This window comes from Methylobacter sp. S3L5C, assembly GCF_022788635.1.
Lineage (GTDB): Bacteria > Pseudomonadota > Gammaproteobacteria > Methylococcales > Methylomonadaceae > Methylobacter_C.
In genome coordinates this window covers 328,648-353,304 of record NZ_CP076024.1, presented here as the reverse complement: position 1 = coordinate 353,304, position 24,657 = coordinate 328,648, and the positions used below count along the sequence as shown (strand labels likewise).

At 43.0% G+C, this 24,657-nt stretch carries 22 protein-coding genes; 8 read left to right on the top strand and 14 right to left on the bottom strand.

Features of this window, described 5'->3' with window-relative positions; genetic code table 11:
- Positions 1–251 precede the first annotated feature (251 nt).
- The 10 genes from purH to aroQ form a co-directional block, all read right to left on the bottom strand.
- Positions 252–1,811 (bottom strand): bifunctional phosphoribosylaminoimidazolecarboxamide formyltransferase/IMP cyclohydrolase, encoded by a 1,560-nt coding sequence (purH, locus tag KKZ03_RS01705; RefSeq protein ID WP_243219685.1) that lies wholly within the window; start codon positions 1,809–1,811, stop codon positions 252–254.
- 71 nt (positions 1,812–1,882) lie between these two features.
- On the bottom strand, positions 1,883–2,167 hold the full coding sequence (locus KKZ03_RS01700) for a helix-turn-helix domain-containing protein (RefSeq protein WP_243219684.1): 285 nt from the start codon (positions 2,165–2,167) through the stop codon (positions 1,883–1,885).
- Between the two features lies 1 nt (position 2,168).
- A complete protein-coding gene (gene dusB / locus KKZ03_RS01695) occupies positions 2,169–3,152 on the bottom strand; it encodes a tRNA dihydrouridine synthase DusB (RefSeq protein ID WP_243219683.1) in 984 nt (327 codons plus the stop codon).
- 265 nt (positions 3,153–3,417) lie between these two features.
- Positions 3,418–3,945, bottom strand: a complete 528-nt coding sequence (locus KKZ03_RS01690) for a hypothetical protein (RefSeq protein WP_243219682.1) — start codon at positions 3,943–3,945, stop codon at positions 3,418–3,420.
- A 217-nt stretch (positions 3,946–4,162) separates the two neighbouring features.
- On the bottom strand, positions 4,163–5,359 hold the full coding sequence (locus KKZ03_RS01685) for a class I SAM-dependent rRNA methyltransferase (protein WP_243219681.1): 1,197 nt from the start codon (positions 5,357–5,359) through the stop codon (positions 4,163–4,165).
- Positions 5,360–5,403: 44 nt separating this feature from the next.
- On the bottom strand, positions 5,404–6,282 hold the full coding sequence (prmA, locus tag KKZ03_RS01680) for a 50S ribosomal protein L11 methyltransferase (RefSeq protein ID WP_243219680.1): 879 nt from the start codon (positions 6,280–6,282) through the stop codon (positions 5,404–5,406).
- A 106-nt stretch (positions 6,283–6,388) separates the two neighbouring features.
- A complete protein-coding gene (locus tag KKZ03_RS01675) occupies positions 6,389–7,183 on the bottom strand; it encodes a hypothetical protein (protein WP_243219679.1) in 795 nt (264 codons plus the stop codon).
- Positions 7,184–7,422: 239 nt separating this feature from the next.
- Complete coding sequence (gene accC, locus KKZ03_RS01670) at positions 7,423–8,766, bottom strand: acetyl-CoA carboxylase biotin carboxylase subunit (protein ID WP_243219678.1); 1,344 nt, start codon at positions 8,764–8,766, stop codon at positions 7,423–7,425.
- A gap of 21 nt (positions 8,767–8,787) precedes the next feature.
- Positions 8,788–9,222, bottom strand: a complete 435-nt coding sequence (gene accB / locus KKZ03_RS01665; protein ID WP_243219677.1) for an acetyl-CoA carboxylase biotin carboxyl carrier protein — start codon at positions 9,220–9,222, stop codon at positions 8,788–8,790.
- Positions 9,223–9,225: 3 nt separating this feature from the next.
- Positions 9,226–9,672 (bottom strand): type II 3-dehydroquinate dehydratase, encoded by a 447-nt coding sequence (gene aroQ, locus KKZ03_RS01660; RefSeq protein WP_243219676.1) that lies wholly within the window; start codon positions 9,670–9,672, stop codon positions 9,226–9,228.
- Positions 9,673–10,144: 472 nt separating this feature from the next.
- Here aroQ and KKZ03_RS01655 point away from each other — a divergent pair, with 472 nt between their 5' ends.
- On the top strand, positions 10,145–11,140 hold the full coding sequence (locus KKZ03_RS01655) for an L-threonylcarbamoyladenylate synthase (protein ID WP_243219675.1): 996 nt from the start codon (positions 10,145–10,147) through the stop codon (positions 11,138–11,140).
- A 190-nt stretch (positions 11,141–11,330) separates the two neighbouring features.
- Here the strand turns inward: KKZ03_RS01655 and KKZ03_RS01650 are convergent, their stop codons facing one another.
- Positions 11,331–13,646, bottom strand: a complete 2,316-nt coding sequence (locus KKZ03_RS01650; protein WP_243219674.1) for a TonB-dependent receptor — start codon at positions 13,644–13,646, stop codon at positions 11,331–11,333.
- Between the two features lie 301 nt (positions 13,647–13,947).
- Between KKZ03_RS01650 and KKZ03_RS01645 the strand changes: the two genes are divergently transcribed.
- On the top strand, positions 13,948–14,958 hold the full coding sequence (locus KKZ03_RS01645) for a hypothetical protein (RefSeq protein WP_243219673.1): 1,011 nt from the start codon (positions 13,948–13,950) through the stop codon (positions 14,956–14,958).
- Between the two features lie 17 nt (positions 14,959–14,975).
- On the opposite strand, the gene KKZ03_RS01640 is transcribed toward KKZ03_RS01645, so the two are convergent.
- Positions 14,976–15,656 carry an SIMPL domain-containing protein gene (locus tag KKZ03_RS01640; protein WP_243219672.1) on the bottom strand — a complete coding sequence of 227 codons (681 nt, stop codon included), beginning with the start codon at positions 15,654–15,656 and terminating at the stop codon, positions 14,976–14,978.
- A gap of 509 nt (positions 15,657–16,165) precedes the next feature.
- On the opposite strand from KKZ03_RS01640, the gene KKZ03_RS01635 reads away from it, so the two are divergent.
- The 5 genes from KKZ03_RS01635 (at position 16,166) to KKZ03_RS01615 (ending at position 20,591) form a co-directional block, all read left to right on the top strand.
- Positions 16,166–16,627 carry a glycine zipper family protein gene (locus KKZ03_RS01635; protein ID WP_243219671.1) on the top strand — a complete coding sequence of 154 codons (462 nt, stop codon included), beginning with the start codon at positions 16,166–16,168 and terminating at the stop codon, positions 16,625–16,627.
- Between the two features lie 343 nt (positions 16,628–16,970).
- A complete protein-coding gene (locus KKZ03_RS01630; RefSeq protein ID WP_243219670.1) occupies positions 16,971–18,119 on the top strand; it encodes an ABC transporter permease in 1,149 nt (382 codons plus the stop codon).
- A 3-nt stretch (positions 18,120–18,122) separates the two neighbouring features.
- Entirely contained in the window at positions 18,123–18,920 is a 798-nt protein-coding gene (locus tag KKZ03_RS01625; protein ID WP_243219669.1) for an ABC transporter ATP-binding protein, read from the top strand.
- The gene (locus KKZ03_RS01620) at positions 18,917–19,915 is read left to right on the top strand and encodes an MlaD family protein (protein WP_243219668.1); all 999 of its coding nucleotides are present in this window, start codon (positions 18,917–18,919) and stop codon (positions 19,913–19,915) included. Before KKZ03_RS01625 ends, KKZ03_RS01620 begins: the two co-directional genes overlap by 4 nt.
- A gap of 7 nt (positions 19,916–19,922) precedes the next feature.
- The gene (locus KKZ03_RS01615) at positions 19,923–20,591 is read left to right on the top strand and encodes a membrane integrity-associated transporter subunit PqiC (protein ID WP_243219667.1); all 669 of its coding nucleotides are present in this window, start codon (positions 19,923–19,925) and stop codon (positions 20,589–20,591) included.
- 88 nt (positions 20,592–20,679) lie between these two features.
- Here KKZ03_RS01615 and KKZ03_RS01610 read toward each other — a convergent pair whose 3' ends face one another.
- Both KKZ03_RS01610 and KKZ03_RS01605 read right to left on the bottom strand, forming a co-directional pair.
- A complete protein-coding gene (locus KKZ03_RS01610) occupies positions 20,680–21,804 on the bottom strand; it encodes a fatty acid desaturase (RefSeq protein ID WP_243219666.1) in 1,125 nt (374 codons plus the stop codon).
- A gap of 468 nt (positions 21,805–22,272) precedes the next feature.
- A complete protein-coding gene (locus KKZ03_RS01605; protein WP_243219665.1) occupies positions 22,273–23,067 on the bottom strand; it encodes an inner membrane protein YpjD in 795 nt (264 codons plus the stop codon).
- 187 nt (positions 23,068–23,254) lie between these two features.
- Between KKZ03_RS01605 and ffh the strand changes: the two genes are divergently transcribed.
- Complete coding sequence (ffh, locus tag KKZ03_RS01600) at positions 23,255–24,610, top strand: signal recognition particle protein (protein WP_243219664.1); 1,356 nt, start codon at positions 23,255–23,257, stop codon at positions 24,608–24,610.
- The last annotated feature ends 47 nt before the right edge of the window (positions 24,611–24,657 follow it).

The following is a 24,657-nucleotide window of genomic DNA, read 5'->3' as shown; positions in this document are numbered from 1 at the left end:
GTTGGATGTAAGGTAAATCGTAAAAATACCCTCTGTCACAGTTGCCACAGATTCACAGATTATAAATAAAGTCCACCTTAAGCGGGAAGACATGGGTTTAATCTGTGAGTTTGTGGCGGTTTATGTTTTGTGAGTTTAGAGCCCTGAATTAATTAAGTAGGAAGGGCGTTACATGCGCTCTTTGGATTTCAAGATTCGCATGGCACGCCCTACAGAAAATAATGCCGCTTAATTAACGAAGGTATCTATGCTTAATGCCTGAAATGGCGCATACCCGTGAATACCATGGCTATATTGTGTTCATCTGCGGCGGCAATTACTTCGTTGTCACGCATTGAACCACCGGGTTGAATAATGGCGGTTATGCCGGCTTCTGCAGCGGCATCTATGCCATCTCTAAAAGGAAAGAAGGCGTCTGAAGCCATTGCCGAACCTTGAACAACCAAGCCTTCGTCAGCGGCTTTAATACCGGCGATTCTGGCCGAGTAGACCCTGCTCATTTGCCCTGCACCTACACCGATAGTCTGACCACTTTTGCAATAAACAATGGCATTGGATTTGACGAACTTGGCAACCTTCCAGGCGAATAATAAATCGGCAAGTTCTTGTTCAGTCGGAGTACGTTGACTGACAATTTTAATGTCGGCACTGGTGATTTTGCCCAAATCCTTGTCTTGAACCAATAAACCACCGGCAACACGCTTAAAATCAAGGGCAGGTTGTATAGACCCTGCCCATTCGCCACAGGCCAATACCCGAATATTTTGTTTGCCGGCCAGAATCGCTATTGCCGCAGGATTAATGGTGGGCGCAATAATCACTTCGACAAATTGACGCTTGACAATTTCAGCGGCTGTTTGCTCATCCAGTTCCCGGTTAAAAGCGATAATGCCGCCAAATGCAGACGTTGGATCTGTTGCATAAGCTTTATCATAGGCAGTAAAAATATCCTCTGCCTCGGCAACACCGCAAGGATTGGCATGTTTAACGATAACGCAGGTTGGTTTGTCAGTAAATGATTTAACACATTCCAGGGCTGCATCGGCATCAGCAATATTGTTGTAGGATAATTCCTTGCCTTGAAGTTGCCTGGCAGCAGAAATCGTACCTGAAGCCGGGAATTTTTCCCGATAAAAAGCCGCATTTTGATGAGGATTTTCCCCATAACGCATGGTTTGGTTATGATAAAACTGTAAATTAAGCGTTTCCGGAAATTGGCTGCCGTTGATATTAGCCAAATAAGTGGCAATTGCCGTGTCGTAACGTGCTGTGTGTTCAAAGCTTTTTAGCGCCAGATTAAAACGGGTCTGGTCAGACAAACTGTTATTAGTGTTTTTGAGTTCAGCGATGGTTGCCGCGTAGTCAGATGGATGAACAATAATGGCAACGTCGGCATGGTTTTTAGCGGCAGCGCGGATCATGGTAGGGCCGCCGATGTCGATATTTTCAATCGCTGTTTCCAGATCACAATCAGGGTTGGCTACCGTTTGTTCAAACGGATATAGATTGACGACAACCATATCAATCGGGTTAATGCCGTTAGCTGCCATAACCGTATCATCAATTCCCCTGCGGCCTAAAATGCCACCATGAACTTTGGGATGCAGGGTTTTAACACGGCCATCCATCATTTCCGGAAAACCGGTGTAATCAGAGACTTCAGTAACCGGTATTTTATGTTCAGCCAACGTTTTGGCAGTACCGCCAGTAGACAGAATTTCAATGCCTAGCTGGCTCAATTCCCGACAAAAATCGACGATACCGGATTTATCAGAAACGCTGATCAGGGCGCGAGTGATTTTTTTGTTCATGCAGACCTTTTTGTGATGGATGTGTTGGTGAGAGAGTGCCAGGATACAGCCAAGCTGCATCCTGGCAGGCTTTAGGATATACCGTACTGATCCAGTTTTTTGCGTAAGGTGCTACGGCTTAAACCGAGTGCTTTTGCAGCTTTGGTTTGGTTATATCCTGAGTGTTCCAGAGTTGCTTCCAATAAGGGTTTTTCAACTTCGCTGATGACCATGGCATGTAAACCTACAGCATCATGACCACTTAACTGTGAAAGGTATAACTCTACTGTCTGTTTGACATAGGCAGACAAGGGCAATAGCACTATTTTTTTGTTGTCTATATTAATGATTTCAGCACTATTTTGAGAGGCGGTCATATTATGCAGCACTACGGGTTGATAAAAGATTAAATGCTGAATTAATCAGTACTAGTTGTTGGGATGGGCATTGAGCCTGGTTGATATTGTTTTTTGTCTCCTGGTTTATGGTACCAAGATGTTTAAAATACCAACCGATATGTTTCCTGGCTATTCTAACACCGGAGGCATTACCATAGAAGCTATATAGTTGTTCCAAATGACTGAGAAGTGTATTGTGAATAGTCGAATCTATTGGTTTTTCAAGGGATTTTCCGGTTTTAAGAAAATGACTGATTTGGTTAAATAACCATGGATTTCCTTGAGCCGCCCGTCCTATCATAATTGCATCTGCACCTGTGGTATCAAGAACATAGCGGGCTTTTTCTGGCGAATCAATATCACCGTTAGCAATGATAGGGATACTGACTGCCTGTTTAACTTGTTTAATTGTTTCATATTCAGCTTGCCCGTTAAATTTACACGCACGTGTTCTGCCATGCAGGGTTAAGGCGGCAATGCCTGATTGTTCTGCTATTTTGGCGATTTCAACGGCATTACGATTATCCAAATCCCAGCCGGTACGAATTTTTAGGGTGACAGGAATATTAACGGCATTAACAACTGCATCCAATATTTTCTTCACCAGTATTTCGTCTCTTAATAACGCCGAGCCTGCGGCTACGGAACAGACTTTTTTGGCCGGACAACCCATATTAATATCAATGATTTGTGCGCCGCGCCGAGCATTAAATCTTGCTGCATCAGCCATTTGTTGTGGATCTGTACCGACAATCTGCACAGAACGAAAGCCTGTTTCGCCATTGTGATCAGCTTTTAATAAAGTTCTTTTGTTGTGACGTAAAGCTGGATTGGATGCCACCATCTCCGACACAGCCAAACCTGCACCGTATTGCTTGCATAATTCCCTGAAAGGACGGTCGCTGACCCCGGCCATAGGTGCCAGAATTAGATTGTTTTTAAGTTGATAGGGGCCGATGTGCATAAGGCAGGTTCAAGGTTAAAGATGCAAGGTTTAAAGGTATATCGGTGAGATGGCTGGTTTTTACTTTATCCCTTGAGTCTGAGTTATTTCTCGTAGGATCATTTCAGATGTGATTGTGCCGATCTTCTTGTTTTTGTTGCCGGTCGGGGTTTGCAACCCCGACCGAAACGTTTGAAGGCTTAAGTAGATTTCAAAACGTGAGTAACGGAGTTGCAAACCCCGTCACGCGCTGTTTTTACCTTGAACCTTTGCCCTTGAACCTCAGTCATTTATCGGCAGAGTCATTCCAGATTGGATTGTCGCGATCTTCCGGGTCCAGTTTGGCTATGTCTTCGGGATAAATATGCCAGAATGACTGATCAATTTTGGCATTGCTGTAGCCTTCTTTTTTCTCATGGGTGAACGGACACCACCAGTTCTCAACGATTTTGACCAAATAAGCATGCCATTCAAAAAGTGCAACACTGACCGGGCAATACCAGGTGCAATTTAATATCCAGTACAATTTTGATTGTGCCAGGCTGAACTTGAATGAACCATCCATGGTGATCTGGTTTTTCAGGTTATAGCGATGCGAGCTTCTTTCAGGTAGAAAATCAGCCAGGGTTTTAATGTTTTCCCCACCGATCATTCGTAAATGATAGTAAGTCAGGTAGGCACTGAGAAATACAAACGGTAATGTCAGTATCGGCAAATAAACAAGAAACAGGCCTATTGATCTTTGCAGGATAGGGACTTTTTTATGATTTTTGCCGATTTCAGCCCGGCCAGAACATGAATCGCATGCTTTCATTTTTTAGGTATCCTTATTGGTTTGGTGGTATTTGTTCAGTCGATGTTATTAATTGGTATTCATTAAGAAGCTGATAAACACTGAGACAACCGGTGCAGCAAAACCTTAGCAGGCCATTGGTTGTATTTAAGTTTAGGCTTTCAATCACCTCTCGTTGTCCACAAAGAGTACAAGATTTTTCATATTCTATAATGGCCATTCTGATGTCTCAATAACTTTATAAGCTTGATGAAACCGAGCAAAAGAAGGTTTTTAAATAATCAGTCTCAGGCGCTGCAGGATCTATTGGGTGATCAGGTCCTTGGCCACCGCTGGCAAAAAATACCAGGTGTCGATCTATATGTCGTCCTGAGCCGCGTAAAATTTCATGCAGATTTTCACGAGTCAGGTGATAAGAGCAAGAGGCAGATACCAGTATGCCGTTCTTGGATAAAACCTGAAGGGCAAGGTGATTTAATCGGCGATAAGCTTCATAACCTTGTTTAAAATCTTTTTTGCGTTTAACCAATGCCGGTGGATCGAGAACAATAATATCATAAAGTTGGTTTTCCAGACGGGCCTGCTTTAAAAATTCAAAAACATCACTGCGTACAAAGTGCATTTTATCGTCGACCTGATTAAGCTCGGCATTTTCTTTTGCCAGTGCCAATGCGCTTTCAGAGGCATCAACGCAAGTAACTTCGGCGGCTCCGGCCATGGCAGCAGGAATTCCCCAAGCACCCGTGTAGGAGAATAAATCCAATACCCGCTGATTTTTGGCAACCTTTGTCAATAAAGCGCGGCTGCTTCGATGATCATAAAACCAACCGGTTTTTTGGCCACCCAAAATATCTACTTTAAATTGTGCGCCATTTTCTTCAATGATCAAGTTATCAGGAAGTTCACCGTAGGCGACTTCAGATTCCAGACTTAAGCCTTCGAGTTCCCGTTGGCTGTTGTCATTTTTTAAAATGATGGCAACGGGATTTAATAGCTCAACCAGTGCGGCAAGCAATGCTTCTTTACGTTGTTCAATGCCGGCAGTCGTTATTTGTACTGATAATACTGCGCCAAAACGATCAATGACCAGGCCGGGTAAGCCGTCACTTTCACCAAAAACGAGGCGATAGAAAGGTTTGTCAAAAAGTTTTTCCCGCAATAACAGGGCAGTAGTCAGGCGCTCTTTAAAAAAATTAACGCCACATTTTAGATTAGGTTTTCTTGATAGCAGGCGAGCACAAATCAAGGTTTTTGGATTGATGTAAGCGGTACCCAAGATTTTACCATCATCACTTTTAACCTGTACCAGATCACCAGCAGTAAATTGCTCAAGTACTGTTTTTTTTGTGTCAACTTCATTACTAAAAACCCACATATGGCCTTTGCGCAGGCGTTTGTCTTCGTTCTTTTTTAAATAAATTTCAGGTAGTGACATAGTGATGTGATGTTTTTAGGGTAAAGGTTGATGTGAGTAATATATTAACGTTTGATGCCGTCCAGTCTGATCCAGTCTTCTTGCTGTACCAATGGCTTAAAGATTATGTAGGGTTGGTAAGCACTGATAACGGCTTCGGCCTGTTCGTACAAAATACCCGATAATACCAGTTGGCCACCGGAAACAAGCAAAGCACAAATCTGCTCTGACATATCGATTAACGGTTTTGCCAGAATATTAGCCAATACAATATCCGCTTGTAAAGGGGTAAATTGTTCAGGTAAATAACAGTTGATCTTATCCTGAACATTATTTTTTAAGGCATTACTTTGTGTCGCAGTAATGGCTTGTGGATCAATATCTACCGCATGGGCAACTTTGGCATCCATTAATATCGCAGCAACTGCCAGTATGCCCGAACCACAGCCGTAATCGATGACTGTCTTACCTGCCAAGTCATGACTGGCCAGCCATGCCAGGCACAATGCCGTAGTGGGATGCGTGCCGGTACCAAAGGCAAGGCCTGGATCCAGTGTCAGACAAACCGTGCCGGGTTCAATTTGTTCCTGATCGGTTGGGCAGACCCAGAGTTTATCTGCAAACTTCATGGGTTTATAATATTCCATCCAGGCACGTTCCCATTCCTGATCGGCAACGGCTTCGTACAGCCAGTCTTGTAAGTTACCCTGTTTAAACTGCTGAAAAACGGCAGTTTTTATTAGCTCAGGATCAGTATCCAATTCATAAAGCGCGATAACTTGCGTGTTACTCCATATCTTGGTTTCGCCGATAGCCGGTTCGTAAACCGGTTCGTCTTCAGCATCCATATAAGTGACGGATACGGCACCCAGATTACTGAAAAAATCAGCAAGTTGTGGAGCAATGTTTTCAGTGGTAATAACAGAAATTTGATGCCAAGCCATAATGTAGACGATTTATTTAAAAGGATGATTTATAGGTTGGGTTAGGCGACTAATTTACAACCAAGACGATAGCTGTCACGCTACAAGCAGAATGAATCTTGTGTATTTATTTTTGCTTCAAAAAATAGGTACCGTCAAATTTATAGTTGATAAATTTATCGGTAACTTTTCCTCCGTTATTAAAATTCTGATCCTTGAGGACGACAGGTATTTTGACTGTTTTCGTTTCTTTATCGTAAAGAATAAGTTTTATCGGCCTTTCTTTTCTATCCATAACCGAGCCAAAATCATATTCAAAACCAAGTGAGTTTGTCAGGCCGGATTTTGTTTTGATTAATTTTATCTGGTCGTTCAGCGAATTGCCTTCGATTCCCAATAAATTTATTGACTCATAACAAAGTGCACCAGACAAAACTGAAGTAAAACGAGCCAGATAAATTTTTCCGTTCTTGGTGTCAAGATCAAAAATATCGGAAATGAATGCGCCAGAGTCGCCTTCTTGCAAAGTGTTGCTTTTTGAATAAACTTTGCCGTCCTTATCTTGAAACTGATAAATTTTATCAAAAAAGTGCACGCTTCCTCCTATTTCGGTATCCCAGGAATATATGCGCAATTTCCCGTCTTCAGAGGTTGTGAGATGCAAATAACTATTTAATTCGCTGAATGGATAATTTAGCGTTGAATCAATTTTTGTATATCCCAATAGTTTTTTCTTGAAAAGTTCGTTTTCTTTTACAAGCAAATCTTCATTGAAATCACTTCCGTAACTCGACCATTTTTTAATATTTTTGATATGCCCGACAAGCTCTTGTTCAATTTCTGCATTGGTTTGTCCAAATGCAGAAAAAGCTAAAGCCAATAAAAAAAACGTAATAGAACAGGATGATTTGATTGTTTTCATAATTTAAACGTTTGCCAAGCTTGCGTTTAGGCATGTGTACGATTTAACTCGACAAAGCTAATATTTCGATAAGGCTGACACTAACTATATCTATGCTTTAAGTCGAGTAAGGCACGCATTGCGTACCATTTTAAATATCAATTCCAATGAAGGTACGCGATACGTACCTTACCTACCTTTGGCTTTTTCTTCGTGTCCTTCGTGCCTTCGTGGTGATATTGCTTTTAAGTTGTTTCGCCTTAATGAATACCCAGTTTCTTTTCCAGATAATGGATGTTTTGTTCGCCAATAGCAAAAGCACTATCATTGATAATATCTTGCTGTAGCGGGATATTGGTTTTAATGCCGTCTATGATTATTTCACTTAATGCCGTATTCATGCGGGCAATGGCACTTTTTCGGTCATCACCGTGAGCAATCAATTTGCCTATCATTGAATCATAATAAGGTGGTACTTTATAACCATTATAAATATGTGTCTCGCAACGAATACCGGGGCCGCCAGGCATGTGAAACTGATCAATGGTGCCGGGGCAGGGCATAAAAGTTCTGGGGTCTTCGGCATTTAAACGGCACTCAATGGCATGGCCGGTTATTTTGACTTGATCTTGGGTGATAGAGAGTGGTTCTCCTGCTGCGATGCGCAGTTGCTCTTTAACGATATCAAAGCCTGTTACCATTTCTGTTACGGGATGTTCGACCTGGACGCGAGTGTTCATTTCAATGAAAAAGAATTCACCTTTTTCAAATAAAAATTCAAAAGTACCGGCACCCAGGTAGCCAATATCAATACAGGCTTTTGCACAACGTTCACCGATGGTTTTGCGCTGCAATTCTGTAATGCCCGGTGCGGGCGCTTCTTCAACCACTTTTTGATGGCGACGTTGCATGGAGCAGTCGCGCTCACCCAAATGGATGGCGTGGCCGTAGGCATCGGCCATTACTTGAAACTCAATGTGACGAGGATCTTCCAGGAATTTTTCCATGTAAACCGTCGGATTACCGAAAGCGCTCCCTGCCTCGGCTTTGGTTAGCGTGATGGCGTTGATCAGTGCTGATTCTGTATGAACGGTGCGCATGCCTCTACCACCGCCTCCGCCAGCCGCTTTAATAATAACCGGATAACCAATTTCACGGGCTATTCTGAGATTTTTCTTGTCATCGTCCGATAAGGGGTCGTTATTGCCCGGGACGCAAGGAATTCCGGCAGCTAACATCGCTTTTTTGGCAGAAATCTTGTCTCCCATCATACGGATGGTTTCCGCATTCGGGCCAATAAAAACAAAGCCGCTTTGTTTTACTTTTTCAGAAAAATCAGCATTTTCAGACAGGAAGCCATAGCCAGGATGAATAGCTTCTGCATCCGTGACTTCTGCTGCGCTGATAATGGCGGGAATATTTAAGTAACTGTCAGCCGATGCTGCAGGACCAATACATACCGATTCGTCAGCCAGTCGGACATGTTTAAGGTCGCGGTCTGCTTCAGAATGGACAGCGACCACTTTAACGCCTAATTCCCTACAGGCGCGTAAAATACGTAATGCGATTTCGCCACGATTAGCGATGACTATTTTGTCAAACATGATTGTCGCCCGTTTCCCGTGTTATTCAATGATGAATAAAGGTTGGCCATATTCGACCGGTTCAGCATTTTCAACCAGAATTTGAGTAACAATACCGCTTTTATCGGCTTCAATCTGATTAAGGATTTTCATTGCTTCAATAATACACAACGTATCGCCAGCCAAAACGGCTTGACCTATCTCTACGAAAACTTTAGTGCCGGGGGAGGCTGAACGATAAAACGTACCTACCATAGGTGACTTAACGACATGGCCGGTTATTTTTTCTTCGGCGGCCGCTGCAGCGGTAACTGTTGTCGCAGCTTGCATAGCAGGAGTCGGTGCATAAGTTATCTGTGTGGGAGCTGCAGAATAACGGCTAATGCGTATGGACTCTTCACCCTCTTTAATTTCCAGTTCGGCGATGTCAGATTCTTCGATAATTTCGATGAGTTTTTTTATTTTTCTAATATCCATTGCTTATGGTCTCTCGGTTAATATCTGATGAGCGGCTTGTAAGGCCAATTCGTATCCAGTAGCTCCTAATCCACAGATGACGCCGATGGCAATATCTGAAAAATAGGAATGTTTTCTAAAAGGTTCACGTGCGTGGACGTTTGATAAATGAACCTCGATAAACGGGATTTTGGCTGCCAGTAGGGCGTCTCTTATGGCGACACTGGTGTGGGTAAACGCAGCCGGATTAATAATGATAAAATCGACCCCGCTTTCGTAACCTTTATGTATCAATTCAATAATTTCATGTTCGGCATTATTTTGATGGAAATCGAGTTGATGGTTTAACTCGGCGGCTTTTTTTTCAAGTGACTGCCGTATGTCAGCAAGCGTTTTGTTTCCGTAATGCCCAGGCTCGCGAATACCCAATAAATTTAAATTCGGGCCGTTTAAAACGGAAATAGTTGCCATCTAAGAATGTTACAGTAAAGTTAACGTTATAATAACAGCCAATTTTACCGTGTTTACCTGTTTTGTCCAGAGTTTATGCTTTTAACAAAAGATAGCAACAGGATGGCAGTTGTTTAGAGTGGGTTCTTAACTTATACGCTATTTTAAAGTTTATTGATCAGCTTGAAAATGTTGGGGAGTTATGGTTATAAATTTTGTGTGTCATGCTTAAAAGCATTGGCAATCTGTAAATTTGAGTTTGGTGGCGTATGACAGAACTGAGAGTTCCAGAATTGAAATCAAGCAGGGTCGGTCGAGGTTAACGAAGCACTACATGGTAAATCTTATCATGGTAAAGTGACAAATACCGGGCCAAAATAAAACCGGATATTACTTTTATTGATTTTACTGCACTCATAGATCTTACGATTTGATGAGCGCTGATGAAGTATAAATCAAGATTATTACTGTTACCTAATTTAAGAATTGCAACATGAAACCTATTTTTGCAGATGCTGCCGCTATTGAACATGCGGTCAAGTTATTGCAGCAGGGCCGCTTGGTCGCTTTTCCAACCGAGACTGTATATGGTTTGGGGGCTGATGCTGCCAATCCTGATGCTGTTCGGCGAATTTTTAAAGCTAAAGGTCGACCTGCCGACCATCCGCTCATTGTTCATATTGCCAGTACTGATAGTCTAAACGATTGGGCGCAGTCAGTGCCTGATTCCGCGCTAAAATTGGCGGCTCAATTCTGGCCCGGGCCTCTGGCATTGATATTGAACAAAAAGCCTGAAGTTTCCTCGGTGGTTACCGGTGGTCAGGATACTGTTGGCTTGCGTGTACCTGGTCATCCGGTAGCCTTGAGTTTGTTACGGGAATTTGGTGGTGGCATTGCCGCTCCGTCAGCTAACCGTTTTTGCCGGATTAGCCCGACACAAGCCGTGCATGTTGAAGAAGAATTGGGGAATGCTGTTGATCTTATTCTTGATGGCGGCGCTTGTCAGGTGGGAGTGGAATCAACCATTGTTGATTTGAGTGGAACCCGGCCGAAACTGTTACGACCGGGCTACATTACTCAGTTCGATATTGAAGCTGTTTTACAAACCGAAATGCTCGTTGTTTCTACCCAATCCGGGCAAACCGATTCATCAGAGCAGCGTGCACCAGGCATGATGGCGGTTCACTATGCGCCGATAACGGTGGCTTTGCTGTGCCCAACGGAGCGCTTACCGGAAATGATTCAGACGTTGAATTTTCAGAATAAAAAAGTGGGCATACTGGCGTATAGTCTAAAGCCGGCAGAAAATACCTTAACCCGTTTGATCCGTATGCCCAAGCAAGCAGATGATTACGCCCAGGCTTTATACGCTTCATTACGGGATCTGGATAGTTTGCAGTTGGATATTATTTTGGTGGAGCAGCCACCTGAAACAGCAGCATGGCGGGCGATAAATGATCGTATCGGCAAAGCCACGTCAGCCTGTTAAGTATTACCAGCAGGTTAATAAAAAAATAATCCTGTGTAGGCGCATCTGCGCTATTGTTGATTGATGTTACGCAGTGGCACGTCTTAATTCCGTTGAGCTCGTTCCCAAGTTCCGGCTTGGGAATGTCATTACCCGTCGCGGTAAGCACGCTAAAGTTGATTATCTGCGTAACGCCGATTGTTAAATTAAATTACATCATTAAACGCACACCAATCCAGCCAGCTCTTGGAGCGCCGGATGAAACAAAACGGCCATCGTTATATCCCGGTAATACTTCAGATGCATTTCCATAAACACCAAAAGAGTTATAGTGGGTATCAAAGACATTATTAAGCTTGCCAAACACTGCGAAATTTTTAGTCACTTTATATTCTGCGGTACTATTAAAAACCCAGTAACCGCTTAATTGAGCGGTATTGTTGGCTTCATCACCTCTAAAATACTTATCGCCGCTGTAAATGCCGTCAAAACCCAATAATACTTTTTTCCATAAATCAACGTTGATAGCCGCTTTATAGATATGTTCAGGAATACCGGGAATTCTGTCGCCTTTGGTAACTCCGGCAATTTGGTCATGATTTAATGGATCTTGAGTATCAAAACCATCCATAAATCGGGCGTTTAGGTAAGTATAGTTGGTTGAAAAATGCCAGTCATCAATCTGACTGAATACTTGCGGATAACTGGCCATTGTTCCAGCTTCTATCCCATAACGTTGGGTTTTGCCTACATTGCTGAAATAGCCTTGATTGGTAAGGCCACCGGAACGAGTAAAAATAATATCGTCATTATTCATGGTGTGGAAATACCCCAGATTCCATTTAAGGTCACCTTTACCTAATAATTTGTTTAAATCTCCTCTAAAGCCGCCTTCCCAAGTTTTGGCGACGACTTGTTCCAGGGGTGGATCAGATACAAAAGAATTAGGTAATTTACAAGGCGCATCCGGATTGGCACAGCTTAATTCCATCGGTGAGGGCGCTCGCGCTGATTCGCTGTAACTGCCGTACACATTTAGATTATCAAGAATTTGGTAGGTTAAGCCTCCGGAAGGATTAAGCCGCTCAAAGGTGTGCGAGCCGTCTAATGTCTTTGAAGGGTCATTTTTATACATATCGTTCATGTTGACATGAATATAGTTATAACGACCCGCAACGGTCGCCGTTAAATCTTTGGTAATGGAAAAACTGTCAGTCAAAAATACGCCGACTGTCGAGGTATCGGTATGCAGGCGTACTTTGGATTCATCGACAAAAATGCCGCTTTGCGTGGTGCCACGGGTATCGGTTAGCGAGCCCAGTTCGGTATCTGAATTAAAATGGGTTTCGGCATAATCATAACTGGTACCGACCGTCAGATTATTTTCATGCTTGAATAAATCCTGGGCAAACGCTGTCTGCAAGGTGCCGCCACGACTGCGCATATTGGTTTGGCTGGAATTATTGGTAGCACCTTCGACCGCATCGTCGGCCTCGACATCGTGACCATTGGTATCTTCAACTATTTGCTCATTGATACCGGGGTTTTCACACAGCAATGTCGGGTCAGCTAAACAGGCTTCATAGTCACTGTTATCGCCATTAAATGTGCCAATCCGGTTTTGCCTGAAATAGCCGTTACCGCTCACTTCAATGGCATCCGTCACATCATAACTGCCTGCCAATTCAGAAAAGAACATACGGGTGATGGTTTGGTCAGGATGAGTAAATACAGCGGCCCTGTTTTGTTCCTGTAACTGGATAGGCGCGGCACCGTTCCCCTTCATTTTATTATCATTGCCGCCCAGTGTCAGATCCAAAGAGCCTTTGTCGCCACGCCAGCTCAAGGTACCGAATGCTTGATCGGCCTTGGTGGGTGAGAAGTCCCGCCAGCCTTGTTCTGCAAAATGATGCAGATCGACAAAATAACCCCAAGTACCATTATTCCAGCCGCTACTTAGTTCCTGCGATTGTCTGTCCCAAGAGCCGCCGTAAGCCTCAAATTCATGCCCTGGAGCTGAAAATCCGGTTTTGGTTTTGATTGATATGGCACCGCCCAAGGTATTTAAACCGTATACAGGATTAGAACCTGGAAATAAAGCCATGGTATCAATCGCTCCTTCGGGAATTAAATCCCAATTAACCGTGTCACCAAACGGTTCATTAAAGCGGACACCGTTAACATAGGTTGATAAGCCTTGCGGTAATCCCAGCAGCGGTGAAGCAACAAAGCCACGGTAATAAATATCCGGTTGCAACGGATTGTTTTGTGCTTCATTAATACTAACGCTACCTAAATAACGATTGATATATTCTGCCAATGACAGGCTTTGGCTATCTTCCAGCTGCTTTGCAGATACCGTTTGAATATTTGCCGGTATTTTTAGGGCAGCAACGCCGCTATTTTGTAAAGGGGTAACGCCGACAATGTCGATAATACCCAAGTCCAACGGTTTGTCTTTTTCCTGCACAGCACCTATCGCTGAAAGGCTAACTAGCCCAAGCATCCCACACAATACCTTTTTCATCGTTTATCCAAGACTTTATTATAAATCGCAGCATAATAGCTAAATCATTAATAAACGCCTAGATGCGCATTATGAAAAGGAATTATTCCTAAGCATGCGTCGCAATTGTTGCGGTTTTTAGGGATTTTTGGCAAAAAGTTATACTGACTATTTATTGATGCTCTGGCGTGCCTTATTCAAGTATAACCAAAAGAAAATCAGCATTCTTTGCGCGGTTAGTTGTTTGAATTGTGTTGACAGTAATTCGACTAACCTATATATAGAAGCCAACTTTATTAATCTGAATTATCGGTTTCTATTCATGCGTGTACTTATTCTTAATTTCAGCATTTTTCTGGCATTGCTGTTTGTCTCAGTTAGCGGATATGCCACCGGCAATTTTGGTGAACTCTCAATTATTGCTACCAGTCTCGGCTTTAAACAGGCGGATCAGAAAAAACTGTTGGCCGGAAAAATCATAACAGCCGATTTACCTGAAACGACAGATAATATGCTGGCGCAATCATTTGCCATCTATGCGCCAATGTATACCTATAAAATTGCCGACCTGGTGCTGTCTGCCCGGATCTTTGACGCTGATGTTAATGTGATTGCTTCAGGGCGTATTAATCCGCTTAAGATTGATGCCAGTTTGGCTAAAGCAAAATTTACCTCAGCGGACGTTGCCGAACTTAAGCAGTTGAAAAATTTTACCGGAGGCAACACGTTTAATCTGTCTACCAAAGAAATTGCCAAGCTGAGAGCATCCCGGCAAACGACAACCAAAGGGTTGTCTAAAGTTTATCGTGATATTTTGGCTGGACGAATAAAAGCTTATCTTAAGTCAGGTATTAATGGTGTTACTGATTATGATAGGGGGAACGGGACCAAAGCCAGTGCAAAAAACGATTTAGTCGCGATGACCAAGGCTGCTACGATGTTGGCTGAAGATACTCCCGGAGTCTATCGAAGCTTCCTGGAGTATCCTAAAAATCAATCATTACATATTGAACATGGTTTTTTTTGGGTTAAGAGAAAGGTTCAAGATCGTCCGACTTTTGTGCTGGAACACCGTATTTTAGAACGAAGTCCTGCCAGTCTGACCATCTTAAGACGCGAGTTTTTTGTGGGGCATTCCTATAATGCAGCTCAAGCCGTCTCAGGGGCTTTCACTGTATCCAATAAGGGTACTCTTGTCTTTTCGACTATTCGAAGCTCAAGTGATCAGGTCGCAGGATTTATGAGTGGCGCGCGTCATGCCGTAGGCAGAAAAATGATGCGAGATGAAATTGTCACACGTTTTAAAAATTTGCGTAAACGCTTCGCCAAATAAGCTACCGCGATGCCATATTACTCAGTGCCAAAAATAACCTCAGCTGTAACTGAAACTTCTTGTTCGCCCGCCTGTATTGGCGTGGAATTGTCAGTTGAGGTGGCTTTTCTCATAACGCTCATTTCTGCATAAGGCACTGGCATCGGCGGCATGCTATTACCTTCGGTGATATGCATGATACGACCTAATGTGATTCCTGCTAATTTGGCGTATTGTTCGGCTTTTGCATGTGCGTTGGAGTAAGCTTTTTCACGGGCTTGTGCCAACGCAGCTTCCGGATTATCAATGGCAAAATTTATAGTTTGTAAGCGGACTGCATTACCGCCCGCTGTTATCGCAGAATCAATGATGGTACTAACCTTACTGATGTCACGGACGCAGATTGTGACGCTATTGGCGAGTTGATAGCCGTTGATTTTATTGGCAGCATCTTGTTTGTAGATTGGATATAAGGAAACTTGGTGGGTTTGAATATCCTTATCTGCAACGCTTGACTCTTTTATTGCTTTTAGGAGTGCTGCCATCGTTGCTCCCGCTTGATCGCGTGCAATCTCGGCGCTTTTTGCCTGTATTTCGATTGCCAAGGTTAAGTCAGCTTTGTCTGGCGCAATGGAGACACGGCCCATGCCATTTACCTGAATGGAGTGAGGACGATTATGATCAATGCCTTCAGCCTGTGCAAAGGAGATAAGGCTCATAACTATAAACGTGTTGGTGATTAAGGTGATAAGTCGTGAAGGTGTAAAATAATACATAAATAACCTTTTTGGTTTAAAGCGTTAAGGATTGTGTGCGGTTAGCGAAAAGTAATCAACACAACGATCTTAACCCAAAAATGGTTTGAACTATACATTTTACAGAGTCAAAACAGGGTTTAATTTACAAAAGTGGCTGTGCATTTTTATTGAACGATAGTAAGATTGCTTCCCCCCATGGTTTTACTATAATTTTATTGATTACACACGCGATTTTGATGTTAGGGAGCGTTTGCAATCTTAATGATTTTGGAAGCCAATGATTAAAAATCCGGTTATCTGTTATAAAGTTTCGGAAATTGAGCCGTCGCTTTTGTTAATGTAATTTGATGGGCTCTTGTTTCTCGATGCTTTTGGGTAGTAAGCCATTTTGCCCTGCATTGTTGCTAAAATAATGGCTATTGCGAGGAGCTTTTTGTTGAAGTTAATGCTGTATAAGAAAGAGGGGTATTATGAACAAACCATATGGTAAGAAGTTTTTAATTGCTGCTATTTCGCTGTGTTATACGGTGCTGCTTCCTGTGGCGGTGCAGGGCGATATTGTCGTTTATCCGGCAAAAGGCCAGAGCAGTGACCAACTTACGAAAGATCGTTATGAATGCCACCTGTGGGCAGTTAAACAATCCGGTTTTGATCCGGCTAATGTGCAAGCCCCACAATCCAAGCAGAAAGGCGAAGTGATTCGTGGCGGCGCTCGCGGAGCGGCGGCAGGAGCGGCAATTGGTGCTATCGCCGGCGCTGCGGGTAAGGGTGCGGCCATCGGAGCAACGGCAGGCGGTCTGAAGAGAGGCTTTCAGAAACTTGACAGCAAAAAAGCCGAACAAAGCCAGGTTGTGGCATCTTCTTCAGCGCAAGATTTTTATAACAGGGCTCTTGGCGCTTGCTTGAGCGGACGTGGTTATTCTGTAAATTAAATTATCGCAGTGGGTTGGCGGTAAGTATTCTTCAATTGGCCCGGGTCAAACAGGGGAAGATGTCTTGTCTTGTTAAATAGATTTTCAGAAATTAAATTTCAATTTTGTGTGGTTTAAAGTTTATACAGATACCATCTTTTTTAAAGTATGGTATCTGTTGGCATAGAAATTATTCAGTTGAAAATGTGTAGCCACTTAATTAATTGCACTTGCAGCGATTAAAAAATTATCTCAAATCAGTAATTAAATACCGGCAAGGCAAAAATATTAATGATTATGTGATGCCTGTATGTTTTAATTAAAATCAATATATTAGCTAAATACTTACAAGTACCTCTCATTCATGACAGTTATGATCGTAAACAATGTTCCCTGTGAAATTAATGTGAGTCTTACAGGACATACGCTGGAGGTTTCTATTGTGGGCGATTGGGTGTTGGAAGCAGAGATTCCGACACTTGATGTTGTATTGGCGCAATTGGGCGATGAGTCGGATGTTAAGCGGCTTGTTTTCTCAACTGAAGCTTTGGGGCATTGGGACAGTCTATTGATGACTGCGTTGATTCGTCTGGTTGATTATGGCGCAAAACAGGGTATCGAAGTAGATGTCACAACGTTGCCTGAAGGTATTCAAGGGTTGTTAAACTTGGTCTATGCCGTGCCTGAAAGGGCTGGCGCGAGGCGTCATGAAACTAAAATGCCATGGTTTGAAGTTATTGGTAACGGTGGAATACGCATCTTTAAAGATAGTCAGGCACTGGTAGCTTTTATCGGCGAGACGGCGCTTAGTGTATTTGCTTTGACACGCGGTAAGGCACGCTTTCGCTGGGTCGATTTATGGACGAATATTCAGGATTGTGGGCCTCAAGCATTGCCTATTGTTACACTCATTAGTTTGTTGGTGGGGTTGATTCTGGCTTTTGTGGGCGCTGTGCAGCTGGCATTGTTTGGCGCACAAATTTATATTGCCGATCTGGTGGGCTTGGGCATGACACGAGAAATGGGTGGTTTGATGGCGGCGATTATCATGTCTGGCAGAACCGGAGCATCTTATGCGGCTCAGTTGGGCACGATGCAGGTCAATAGTGAAATTAATGCGCTCAAAACCATGGGCTTTGATCCGATGGAATTTCTGGTTTTGCCGCGTATTTTGGCGCTTGTTTTCATTATGCCGTTACTTTGTCTTTATGCAGATTTGATGGGCATAATTGGCGGTGCGCTGGTGACTGTGAGTTTTTTTGATGTGTCGCTGGTGGAATACCTCAATCGTACTGCAAGCGCCGTTCATCTAACAGATTTTAGTATTGGTGTTGCAAAATGTGCCGTATTTGGCGTGTTGATTGCGCTTTCTGGTTGTATGCGTGGCATGCAATGCGGACGTAGCGCTTCGGCTGTTGGTGACGCCGCCACTTCTGCCGTGGTGACCGGCATTATTTTTATTGTTATTGCCGACTCCTTGATGACGGTGATCTGCAACCGTCTGGGAATTTAAGTTATGACCACTGCGTGTCTTACCATCAAAAATATGACCATGGCTTATGGTGATTTTGTTATTCAAAAGGATTTGGACTTTACGATTAATCGTGGAGATATTTTTATCATCATGGGTGGTAGCGGTTGCGGTAAGAGTACTTTATTGATGCATTTGATAGGCTTGCAAAATCCGGCTAAAGGCGATGTATTTTATGGCGAAGAAAGTCTTTGGCAGGCCGATAACAAAGCTCGGCAACGCATTTTAAAGCGTACCGGTGTATTATTTCAAACGGGCGCACTGTTGAGTTCAATGACGCTGGCCGAGAATATAGCTCTGCCCATTACTGAACACACCCTTTTGGGTGCTCAGCGAATAAGGGAAATTGTCTCCTATAAGTTGGCTCTGGTGGGTTTGGCAGGTTTTGAAGACTATTATCCTTCAGAGATCAGCGGTGGGATGCAAAAGCGTGCAGGATTGGCTCGAGCCATGGCGCTGGACCCCGAAATTCTTTTTGTCGATGAACCTTCGGCAGGACTGGATCCGGTCAGTGCCAAGCTACTTGATGATTTGATTCGTAGTCTGCGCGATAATCTGGGGGCTACTGTGGTCATGGTGACTCATGAATTAGCCAGCATCTTCGCGATTGGTACCAACTCAGTGTTTCTTGATCCGGAAACCAAGACGATGATCGCCAGTGGTCCTCCCAAACAACTACTTGCTGAATCCAGTGATCCTAAAGTCATCCAATTTCTCACTCGTGGAGAAACGGAAAGTCGGGCAGCTAACGTAACAAAAAATCAGGAAACGAGTAAATTATGAGTAAACCAGTTAATCCCTATACCATCGGTGTTTTTTTGGTGGGCTCTCTCACTTTACTGATAGCGGCTATCTTGATTTTTGGTGGCGGTCAGATGCTTAAGCAAAAAACCCGGTTCGTCATCTACTTTGATGGTGCTTTAAATGGTCTTAATATTGGTGCGCCGGTCAAGTTGCAAGGGGTACAGATTGGTACTGTTAAAGAAATTTCTCTGGAGCTTAATCAAAAAAAATCGCAAATTATCAAGCCTGTAGTGATTGAGATTAGTCCGGAAATGGTGCTGGATTCCAGTGGCTATCCTTTTAGCGCTGCGCTAACATTGGAAGAGCGTCAGAAAAATGCCCAGCAATTGATTGATGCCGGACTTAAGGCTCAGTTACAAACGCAAAGTTTGTTGACGGGATTACTCTACGTAGAGTTCAACTTTTATCGAGGCGAGCCGGGTAAATTAAAGGGACTTAATTATAAAGATATACCGGAATTGCCTTCTGTTCCGGCGACAGCGGATCAAATTAAGACGACTGCTGATGAAATGCTGGCTAAATTTCGTCAGTTACCTATAGAGGAAATTATTAAAGACTTTGCCGCAATTTTAAAAGAGGTTCGTGAAATAGTAGCTTCTGATGAGCTTAAGAAAAATCGGGAAGTACTTGCTAAAACACTCATCGAAACTGATAAACTCATGGCTAACCTGAATCGCAACCTGACGCCATTACTTGCTAATATGAACGGTACCGTGAGTGATACTCGAACGATGGTTCAGGAGCTTACCCGCGAAATACGCCCAGTGCTGAGTGCCAGCGAGAAGACTCTTAATACGGCCAATAATTTGTTGCTGGAATCAAATCATGCATTGGGTTCGGTGGAAGGGCTTGCTGCGCCGGATGCGCCTTTATGGCAATCGCTTAACGCACTGCGTGATGCTGCCCAATCAACAAAGGATTTGACTGATTATCTTGAGCGCCATCCTGATTCGATTATTTACGGTAAGGAGTAACACTATTATGAACTTTGAAGTTGATGGCGCAACGAAATATAAATCTATTTTTGCATGGAGTATGGTTGTTTCGGCTATTTTATTAAGCGGGTGTGCTCGTGAGAGTAAGCCGATACAGTTTTATATGCTTAACGCAGACTCCTCTTTAGTTGGGACGCCATCAGCGGTTGCCACAGCTCAAGCTCCGGTAGTCGGTCTGGGACCAATACGAATTCCTGAATATCTAAATCGGCCACAGATGATTGTGGCAATCACTGATAATCAGTATCAACTTTCTGAAGATCATCGCTGGGCAGAGCGTTTGGATCAAAATATTTCTCTCGCTCTGTTTAAAGCCTTGCCCCGGCAGTTGGGTACGGATCGGATAATCCGTTATCCGTGGTCACAGCGGCAGGTCGTTGATTATCAAGTGGGTATTGATATACTGGAGTTTAATGTGAACGCCAGTGGCCAGAGCCGGTTAGTCGCTCAATGGTTTATTAAGTATAAAGATAAACCTGCCATGAATAAACGTTCCGAATATGAGTTTCCGGCATCGACCATTGACTATGGAGTGATGGTTAAGATGCAAAGCCAATGTCTTACCAAGCTGGGTGAGGAAATTGCCGTAACTCTGCGCCAGCTGATGGTATCAGAAGGCGGTATTGAGTTAAGTAAAAAGCCGCTCGTAGAGTAAAAAGCTGATTGGTAAAAGTATTTATTCAGCACGTAGGACAAGAAGAAATAAAATATCGAGTCTTTCAATTGAATTGTTTTTTAACGGTTTACGTTACGACAGGTCTCAGCATCGAAGTTTTTCCCACCATAACATCAACTGCTTTCAACAGCCTTTTAAAAACAGACTGTTGCAGATAAGTAATATTATGTTTTTTGCACAACGCCATGACTTGTGGCTGCATTTTTTGATATTGACTTAATGGAATATTTGGCCATAAGTGATGTTCGATTTGGTAATTTAACCAGCCATAAAAAAAGTCATTCAAATTAGAGCCTGTTGGATAATTCACTGAGCCTAAAATCTGCCGAAGATAAAATTCGCCTTTGCTTTTGGCTTTTTCGTCAAACATCATCACATCATCTCCTGCGTGATTTGGGATCATCACCAGAAAACTGTGCATATTGGTGAGGATTTCGGCCAGGATTGAATTAATTAACACGCTGATAACAGCAAAACTTCCTAAGGGCGAAAACAGCAAAGGCAGCAATACAAAGCGATAAGCTGTGTAAGGCAAAATACTATGTAGCCATAATCCTCTGCCCTGTTTGGTAAATAAACTCCATGCGCCAAGGCGGGTCATCACAGGTTCGGGCTCGCCCTGCTGTCTTGCAGAATTTAAGCATAATTCCTTATGGGTTCTGGGTGTGTAATAGACAATTTTCCATATCCCGGAAAAAAGCGCCACAATCACATAGCGTTGCCACATTGGCAGGCTTGATTGCCTTAGCCATTCCATATTGTGTTGCGCATTGTTCGGGTCTTTTTTTTCACCTAACCTGTAATGATGCAATACGTCATGCTCGTGATGCCAACCTGCTGGAGTCATCCAATCCGGCCAATCCATAAAACGTCGCCAACCTTTCGCAAATTTCTTGCTGGTGTAATTGCTGTTTACACCTTCAATTTTATCGTATGCTTTATGAACAACCGGATGCCCTACTTGTGTCCAGCGCGTGAAACTACCCTGGCTGATTAGCAGTGCGGAAACGGGGTTGGGGAAAATCCAGGCCGTGCCATAGCCGATAATGGAGCAAATTTTGCCCCAGCGTTCCATTCTTGTTAAATGCTTAAAATCGTCAATACCAATATTGGCTAAAGCTTGTTGATGAAGTTCGCGGATGTCTTTGGCCAATTGTTCGCGATCTACCGAATGATAACTGTCTAAACTCAAAACGTTTTGCCCTTTTTAAATGCAATGATGGGAGTGTGAATCACTTTGCTGTTACTGTGAAATTTTAAGTAATTAAAAAATTACAAAGAATAAGGCTTTAATGATTATTTTCCAAATTAAATTAATGCTCCATTGTTCTGTTGTGTTGCCTGCAATTAATAATGCAGGCTGCCAATTTAAAGCGGGACGGTTATATGGATACCATTCCTGTAAGGGCATAGCTATCTACACAATTTTTTGCATAATAAAAATAACGCGTTGAACAAGCGCCAAACACGCTTTCCTGTTTGGAATGAAGAATGCATGGATGCAGGGCAGCGCAAGAACAGTTGCCGGGGAGAGTAAAATCAAGCAGTACGATCTCCCTTAAGGGCCAGCGAAGCGACGATTCCAGTAGCTTTTGCATGCGTAAATAGCTATACGTCCAAGGGATGGTGTCGGTGTTTTTTAAGTTTCTATTTACCTGCTTTAACGTTGCAAAATAAGTTCTAGAACCAGTTTACTGCCAAAATAAGCCAAAAGCAGCAATACAAAGCCAATTAAAGTCCATTGTATTGCTGTTTGTCCACGCCATCCGTAACGACTTCTGCCTATTAACAGACCGCTAAATATCACCCATGCCAGTAGGGATAAAACCGTTTTATGTACCAAGTGCTGCGCGAATAAATCTTCTATAAACAAAAAACCACTAATTAATGAAATGGTCAGAAATATAATTCCTGCGCCCAGCATTTGGAATAATAAGGTTTCCATGGTTTGCAGTGGCGGTAATGACTGAATAAAGCATTTAGGTGGGTGTCTTTTTAATTGTTGGTCTTGAATGGCAAGAAAGATGGCTTGCAAGGCAGCGATGTTTAGCAGGCTGAAAGCAATAATGGAGGTCAGGATATGAGTGTTCATTGCCCAGTTGTAGCTGGCTAATAGTTGAGTTTTTTCGGTAAAGTTAAGATCTAATACCAGCATGCCGGCAGCAATGGGGAATATTATGATACCTAATTTTTCGACAGGTTTATTGAGTGCTGCTATCAATAAAAGCAGGGCAACAATCATGGCAATGAGTGAGCTGGTGCTAAAAAAACTGAAGTTAAAGCCGTTATTTTTCTGAAAAATAATAGCTTTAAATAAAAATTGTGTAAAAACCGCTGTCCATGCCAGATAAAGGGCTGTGCGCTGCATTCTGCTCTGGTTAAAATGCCGGACAATAAGCAGGGTACTTGCCAAGTAGGTACCGATTGACAGAGTGGCTAGTGTAGTGGTTATCATTGGTTTATATAAAAGCTGGCAAAAGTATCGGGTAAGCTATGTTAACCCAATTGGCAGGTTTAAAATTTTTCAGTTATTGCAACGGGTGCAAAGGTCTTAATGTATATGGTAATATACCAGATTAAATAGTCCTAGCGCATTTGTACTAGCGGGTAGTTTTCTTAGATTAAACAATAAAGACATAGATATGTTTGATAATTTAACCGATCGATTAAGTAGTACTCTTAAAAAACTTAAGGGTCAGGGTCGCCTGACCGAAGAAAATATCAAGGAAACACTGCGCGAAGTGCGTATGGCTTTGCTTGAAGCTGATGTGTCTCTAGCGGTTGTTACGGACTTTATTGAGCGTGTCAAAGATGGTGCTTTAGGGCAGGATGTGCAAGCCAGTCTGTCACCCGGACAAGCAATGATCAAGCTGGTTCAGGCTGAACTTGTCAAAGTCATGGGTGCTGCAAATGAAGGGCTTAACCTCAATGCGGTTCCACCTGCCGTTATTTTGATGGCAGGTTTGCAGGGTGCGGGTAAAACTACCACCGTTGCTAAATTGGGCCGCTGGCTGCAAGAAAATCAAAAGAAAAAGGTCGGCGTGGTCAGTGCTGATATTTATCGTCCGGCGGCTATCAAGCAGTTGGAGATGCTGGCAAATGAAGTTGATTTGGTTTTTTTTGACAGCGATTTGTCTCAACAGCCTATAGATATTGCTAAAAATGCGATTGAAGCGGCCAAGAAAAAGTTTCTTGATGTCATTATTATCGATACTGCCGGCCGTTTGCATATTGATGATGAAATGATGGGCGAAATTAAAGCCTTGCATGCAGCAATAAATCCTGTCGAAACATTATTTGTTGTTGATAGTATGACGGGACAAGATGCCGCCATTACCGCAAAAGCTTTTAATGATGCCCTTTCCTTAACTGGTGTTATTCTGACTAAAGCTGACGGTGATGCCCGAGGTGGTGCTGCGCTTTCTATTCGGCATGTTACCGGCAAGCCAATCAAGTTTATTGGTGTTGGCGAAAAAACCAATGCGCTTGAACCTTTTTATCCTGATCGTATTGCCTCCCGTATTTTAGGTATGGGCGATATGCTGAGTCTGATTGAAGAGATTGAGCAAAAGGTTGATAAGGAAAAAGCTGAAAAATTTGCCCGTAAAATGCAAAAAGGCAAGGGCTTTGATCTGGAAGATTTTCGTGAACAGTTGCAACAAATGCAGAGCATGGGGGGCGTCAGCTCTTTGCTGGATAAATTGCCCGGCATGAGTAGTGTTCCTCAGGAAATGAAAGATAAAATTAATGATAAGGAGTTATCTCGCCAGATCGCTGTCATTGGTTCCATGACCATGCAGGAAAGACGTTACCCTGATTTGATCAAAGGTAATCGAAAAAAACGTATTGCAGCAGGTTGCGGCCAGCAGTTACAGGATGTTAATCGTATTCTGAAGCAATTTCTGATGATGCAGAAAATGATGAAGAAGTTTAAATCAGGCAATATGGCTAATATGATCCGTGGCATAAAAAGCAATGTACGAGGTATGAGAAAGTAGTTTTTTTTGTTGCTTTACCAAGTGGTTACGCGAAAAATATAGATTAA

Coding starts and splice junctions, on each gene's coding strand:
- accB (WP_243219677.1), bottom strand. CDS start 9,222: ATGGATATTAGAAAAATAAAAAAACTCATCGAAATTATCGAAGAATCT.
- KKZ03_RS01615 (WP_243219667.1), top strand. CDS start 19,923: ATGAACTTTGAAGTTGATGGCGCAACGAAATATAAATCTATTTTTGCA.
- ffh (WP_243219664.1), top strand. CDS start 23,255: ATGTTTGATAATTTAACCGATCGATTAAGTAGTACTCTTAAAAAACTT.
- prmA (WP_243219680.1), bottom strand. CDS start 6,282: ATGGCTTGGCATCAAATTTCTGTTATTACCACTGAAAACATTGCTCCA.
- KKZ03_RS01655 (WP_243219675.1), top strand. CDS start 10,145: ATGAAACCTATTTTTGCAGATGCTGCCGCTATTGAACATGCGGTCAAG.
- dusB (WP_243219683.1), bottom strand. CDS start 3,152: ATGCACATCGGCCCCTATCAACTTAAAAACAATCTAATTCTGGCACCT.
- KKZ03_RS01625 (WP_243219669.1), top strand. CDS start 18,123: ATGACCACTGCGTGTCTTACCATCAAAAATATGACCATGGCTTATGGT.
- purH (WP_243219685.1), bottom strand. CDS start 1,811: ATGAACAAAAAAATCACTCGCGCCCTGATCAGCGTTTCTGATAAATCC.
- KKZ03_RS01605 (WP_243219665.1), bottom strand. CDS start 23,067: ATGATAACCACTACACTAGCCACTCTGTCAATCGGTACCTACTTGGCA.
- aroQ (WP_243219676.1), bottom strand. CDS start 9,672: ATGGCAACTATTTCCGTTTTAAACGGCCCGAATTTAAATTTATTGGGT.
- KKZ03_RS01645 (WP_243219673.1), top strand. CDS start 13,948: ATGCGTGTACTTATTCTTAATTTCAGCATTTTTCTGGCATTGCTGTTT.
- KKZ03_RS01635 (WP_243219671.1), top strand. CDS start 16,166: ATGAACAAACCATATGGTAAGAAGTTTTTAATTGCTGCTATTTCGCTG.
- KKZ03_RS01700 (WP_243219684.1), bottom strand. CDS start 2,167: ATGACCGCCTCTCAAAATAGTGCTGAAATCATTAATATAGACAACAAA.
- accC (WP_243219678.1), bottom strand. CDS start 8,766: ATGTTTGACAAAATAGTCATCGCTAATCGTGGCGAAATCGCATTACGT.
- KKZ03_RS01690 (WP_243219682.1), bottom strand. CDS start 3,945: ATGAAAGCATGCGATTCATGTTCTGGCCGGGCTGAAATCGGCAAAAAT.
- KKZ03_RS01685 (WP_243219681.1), bottom strand. CDS start 5,359: ATGTCACTACCTGAAATTTATTTAAAAAAGAACGAAGACAAACGCCTG.
- KKZ03_RS01675 (WP_243219679.1), bottom strand. CDS start 7,183: ATGAAAACAATCAAATCATCCTGTTCTATTACGTTTTTTTTATTGGCT.
- KKZ03_RS01650 (WP_243219674.1), bottom strand. CDS start 13,646: ATGAAAAAGGTATTGTGTGGGATGCTTGGGCTAGTTAGCCTTTCAGCG.
- KKZ03_RS01640 (WP_243219672.1), bottom strand. CDS start 15,656: ATGAGCCTTATCTCCTTTGCACAGGCTGAAGGCATTGATCATAATCGT.
- KKZ03_RS01620 (WP_243219668.1), top strand. CDS start 18,917: ATGAGTAAACCAGTTAATCCCTATACCATCGGTGTTTTTTTGGTGGGC.
- KKZ03_RS01630 (WP_243219670.1), top strand. CDS start 16,971: ATGACAGTTATGATCGTAAACAATGTTCCCTGTGAAATTAATGTGAGT.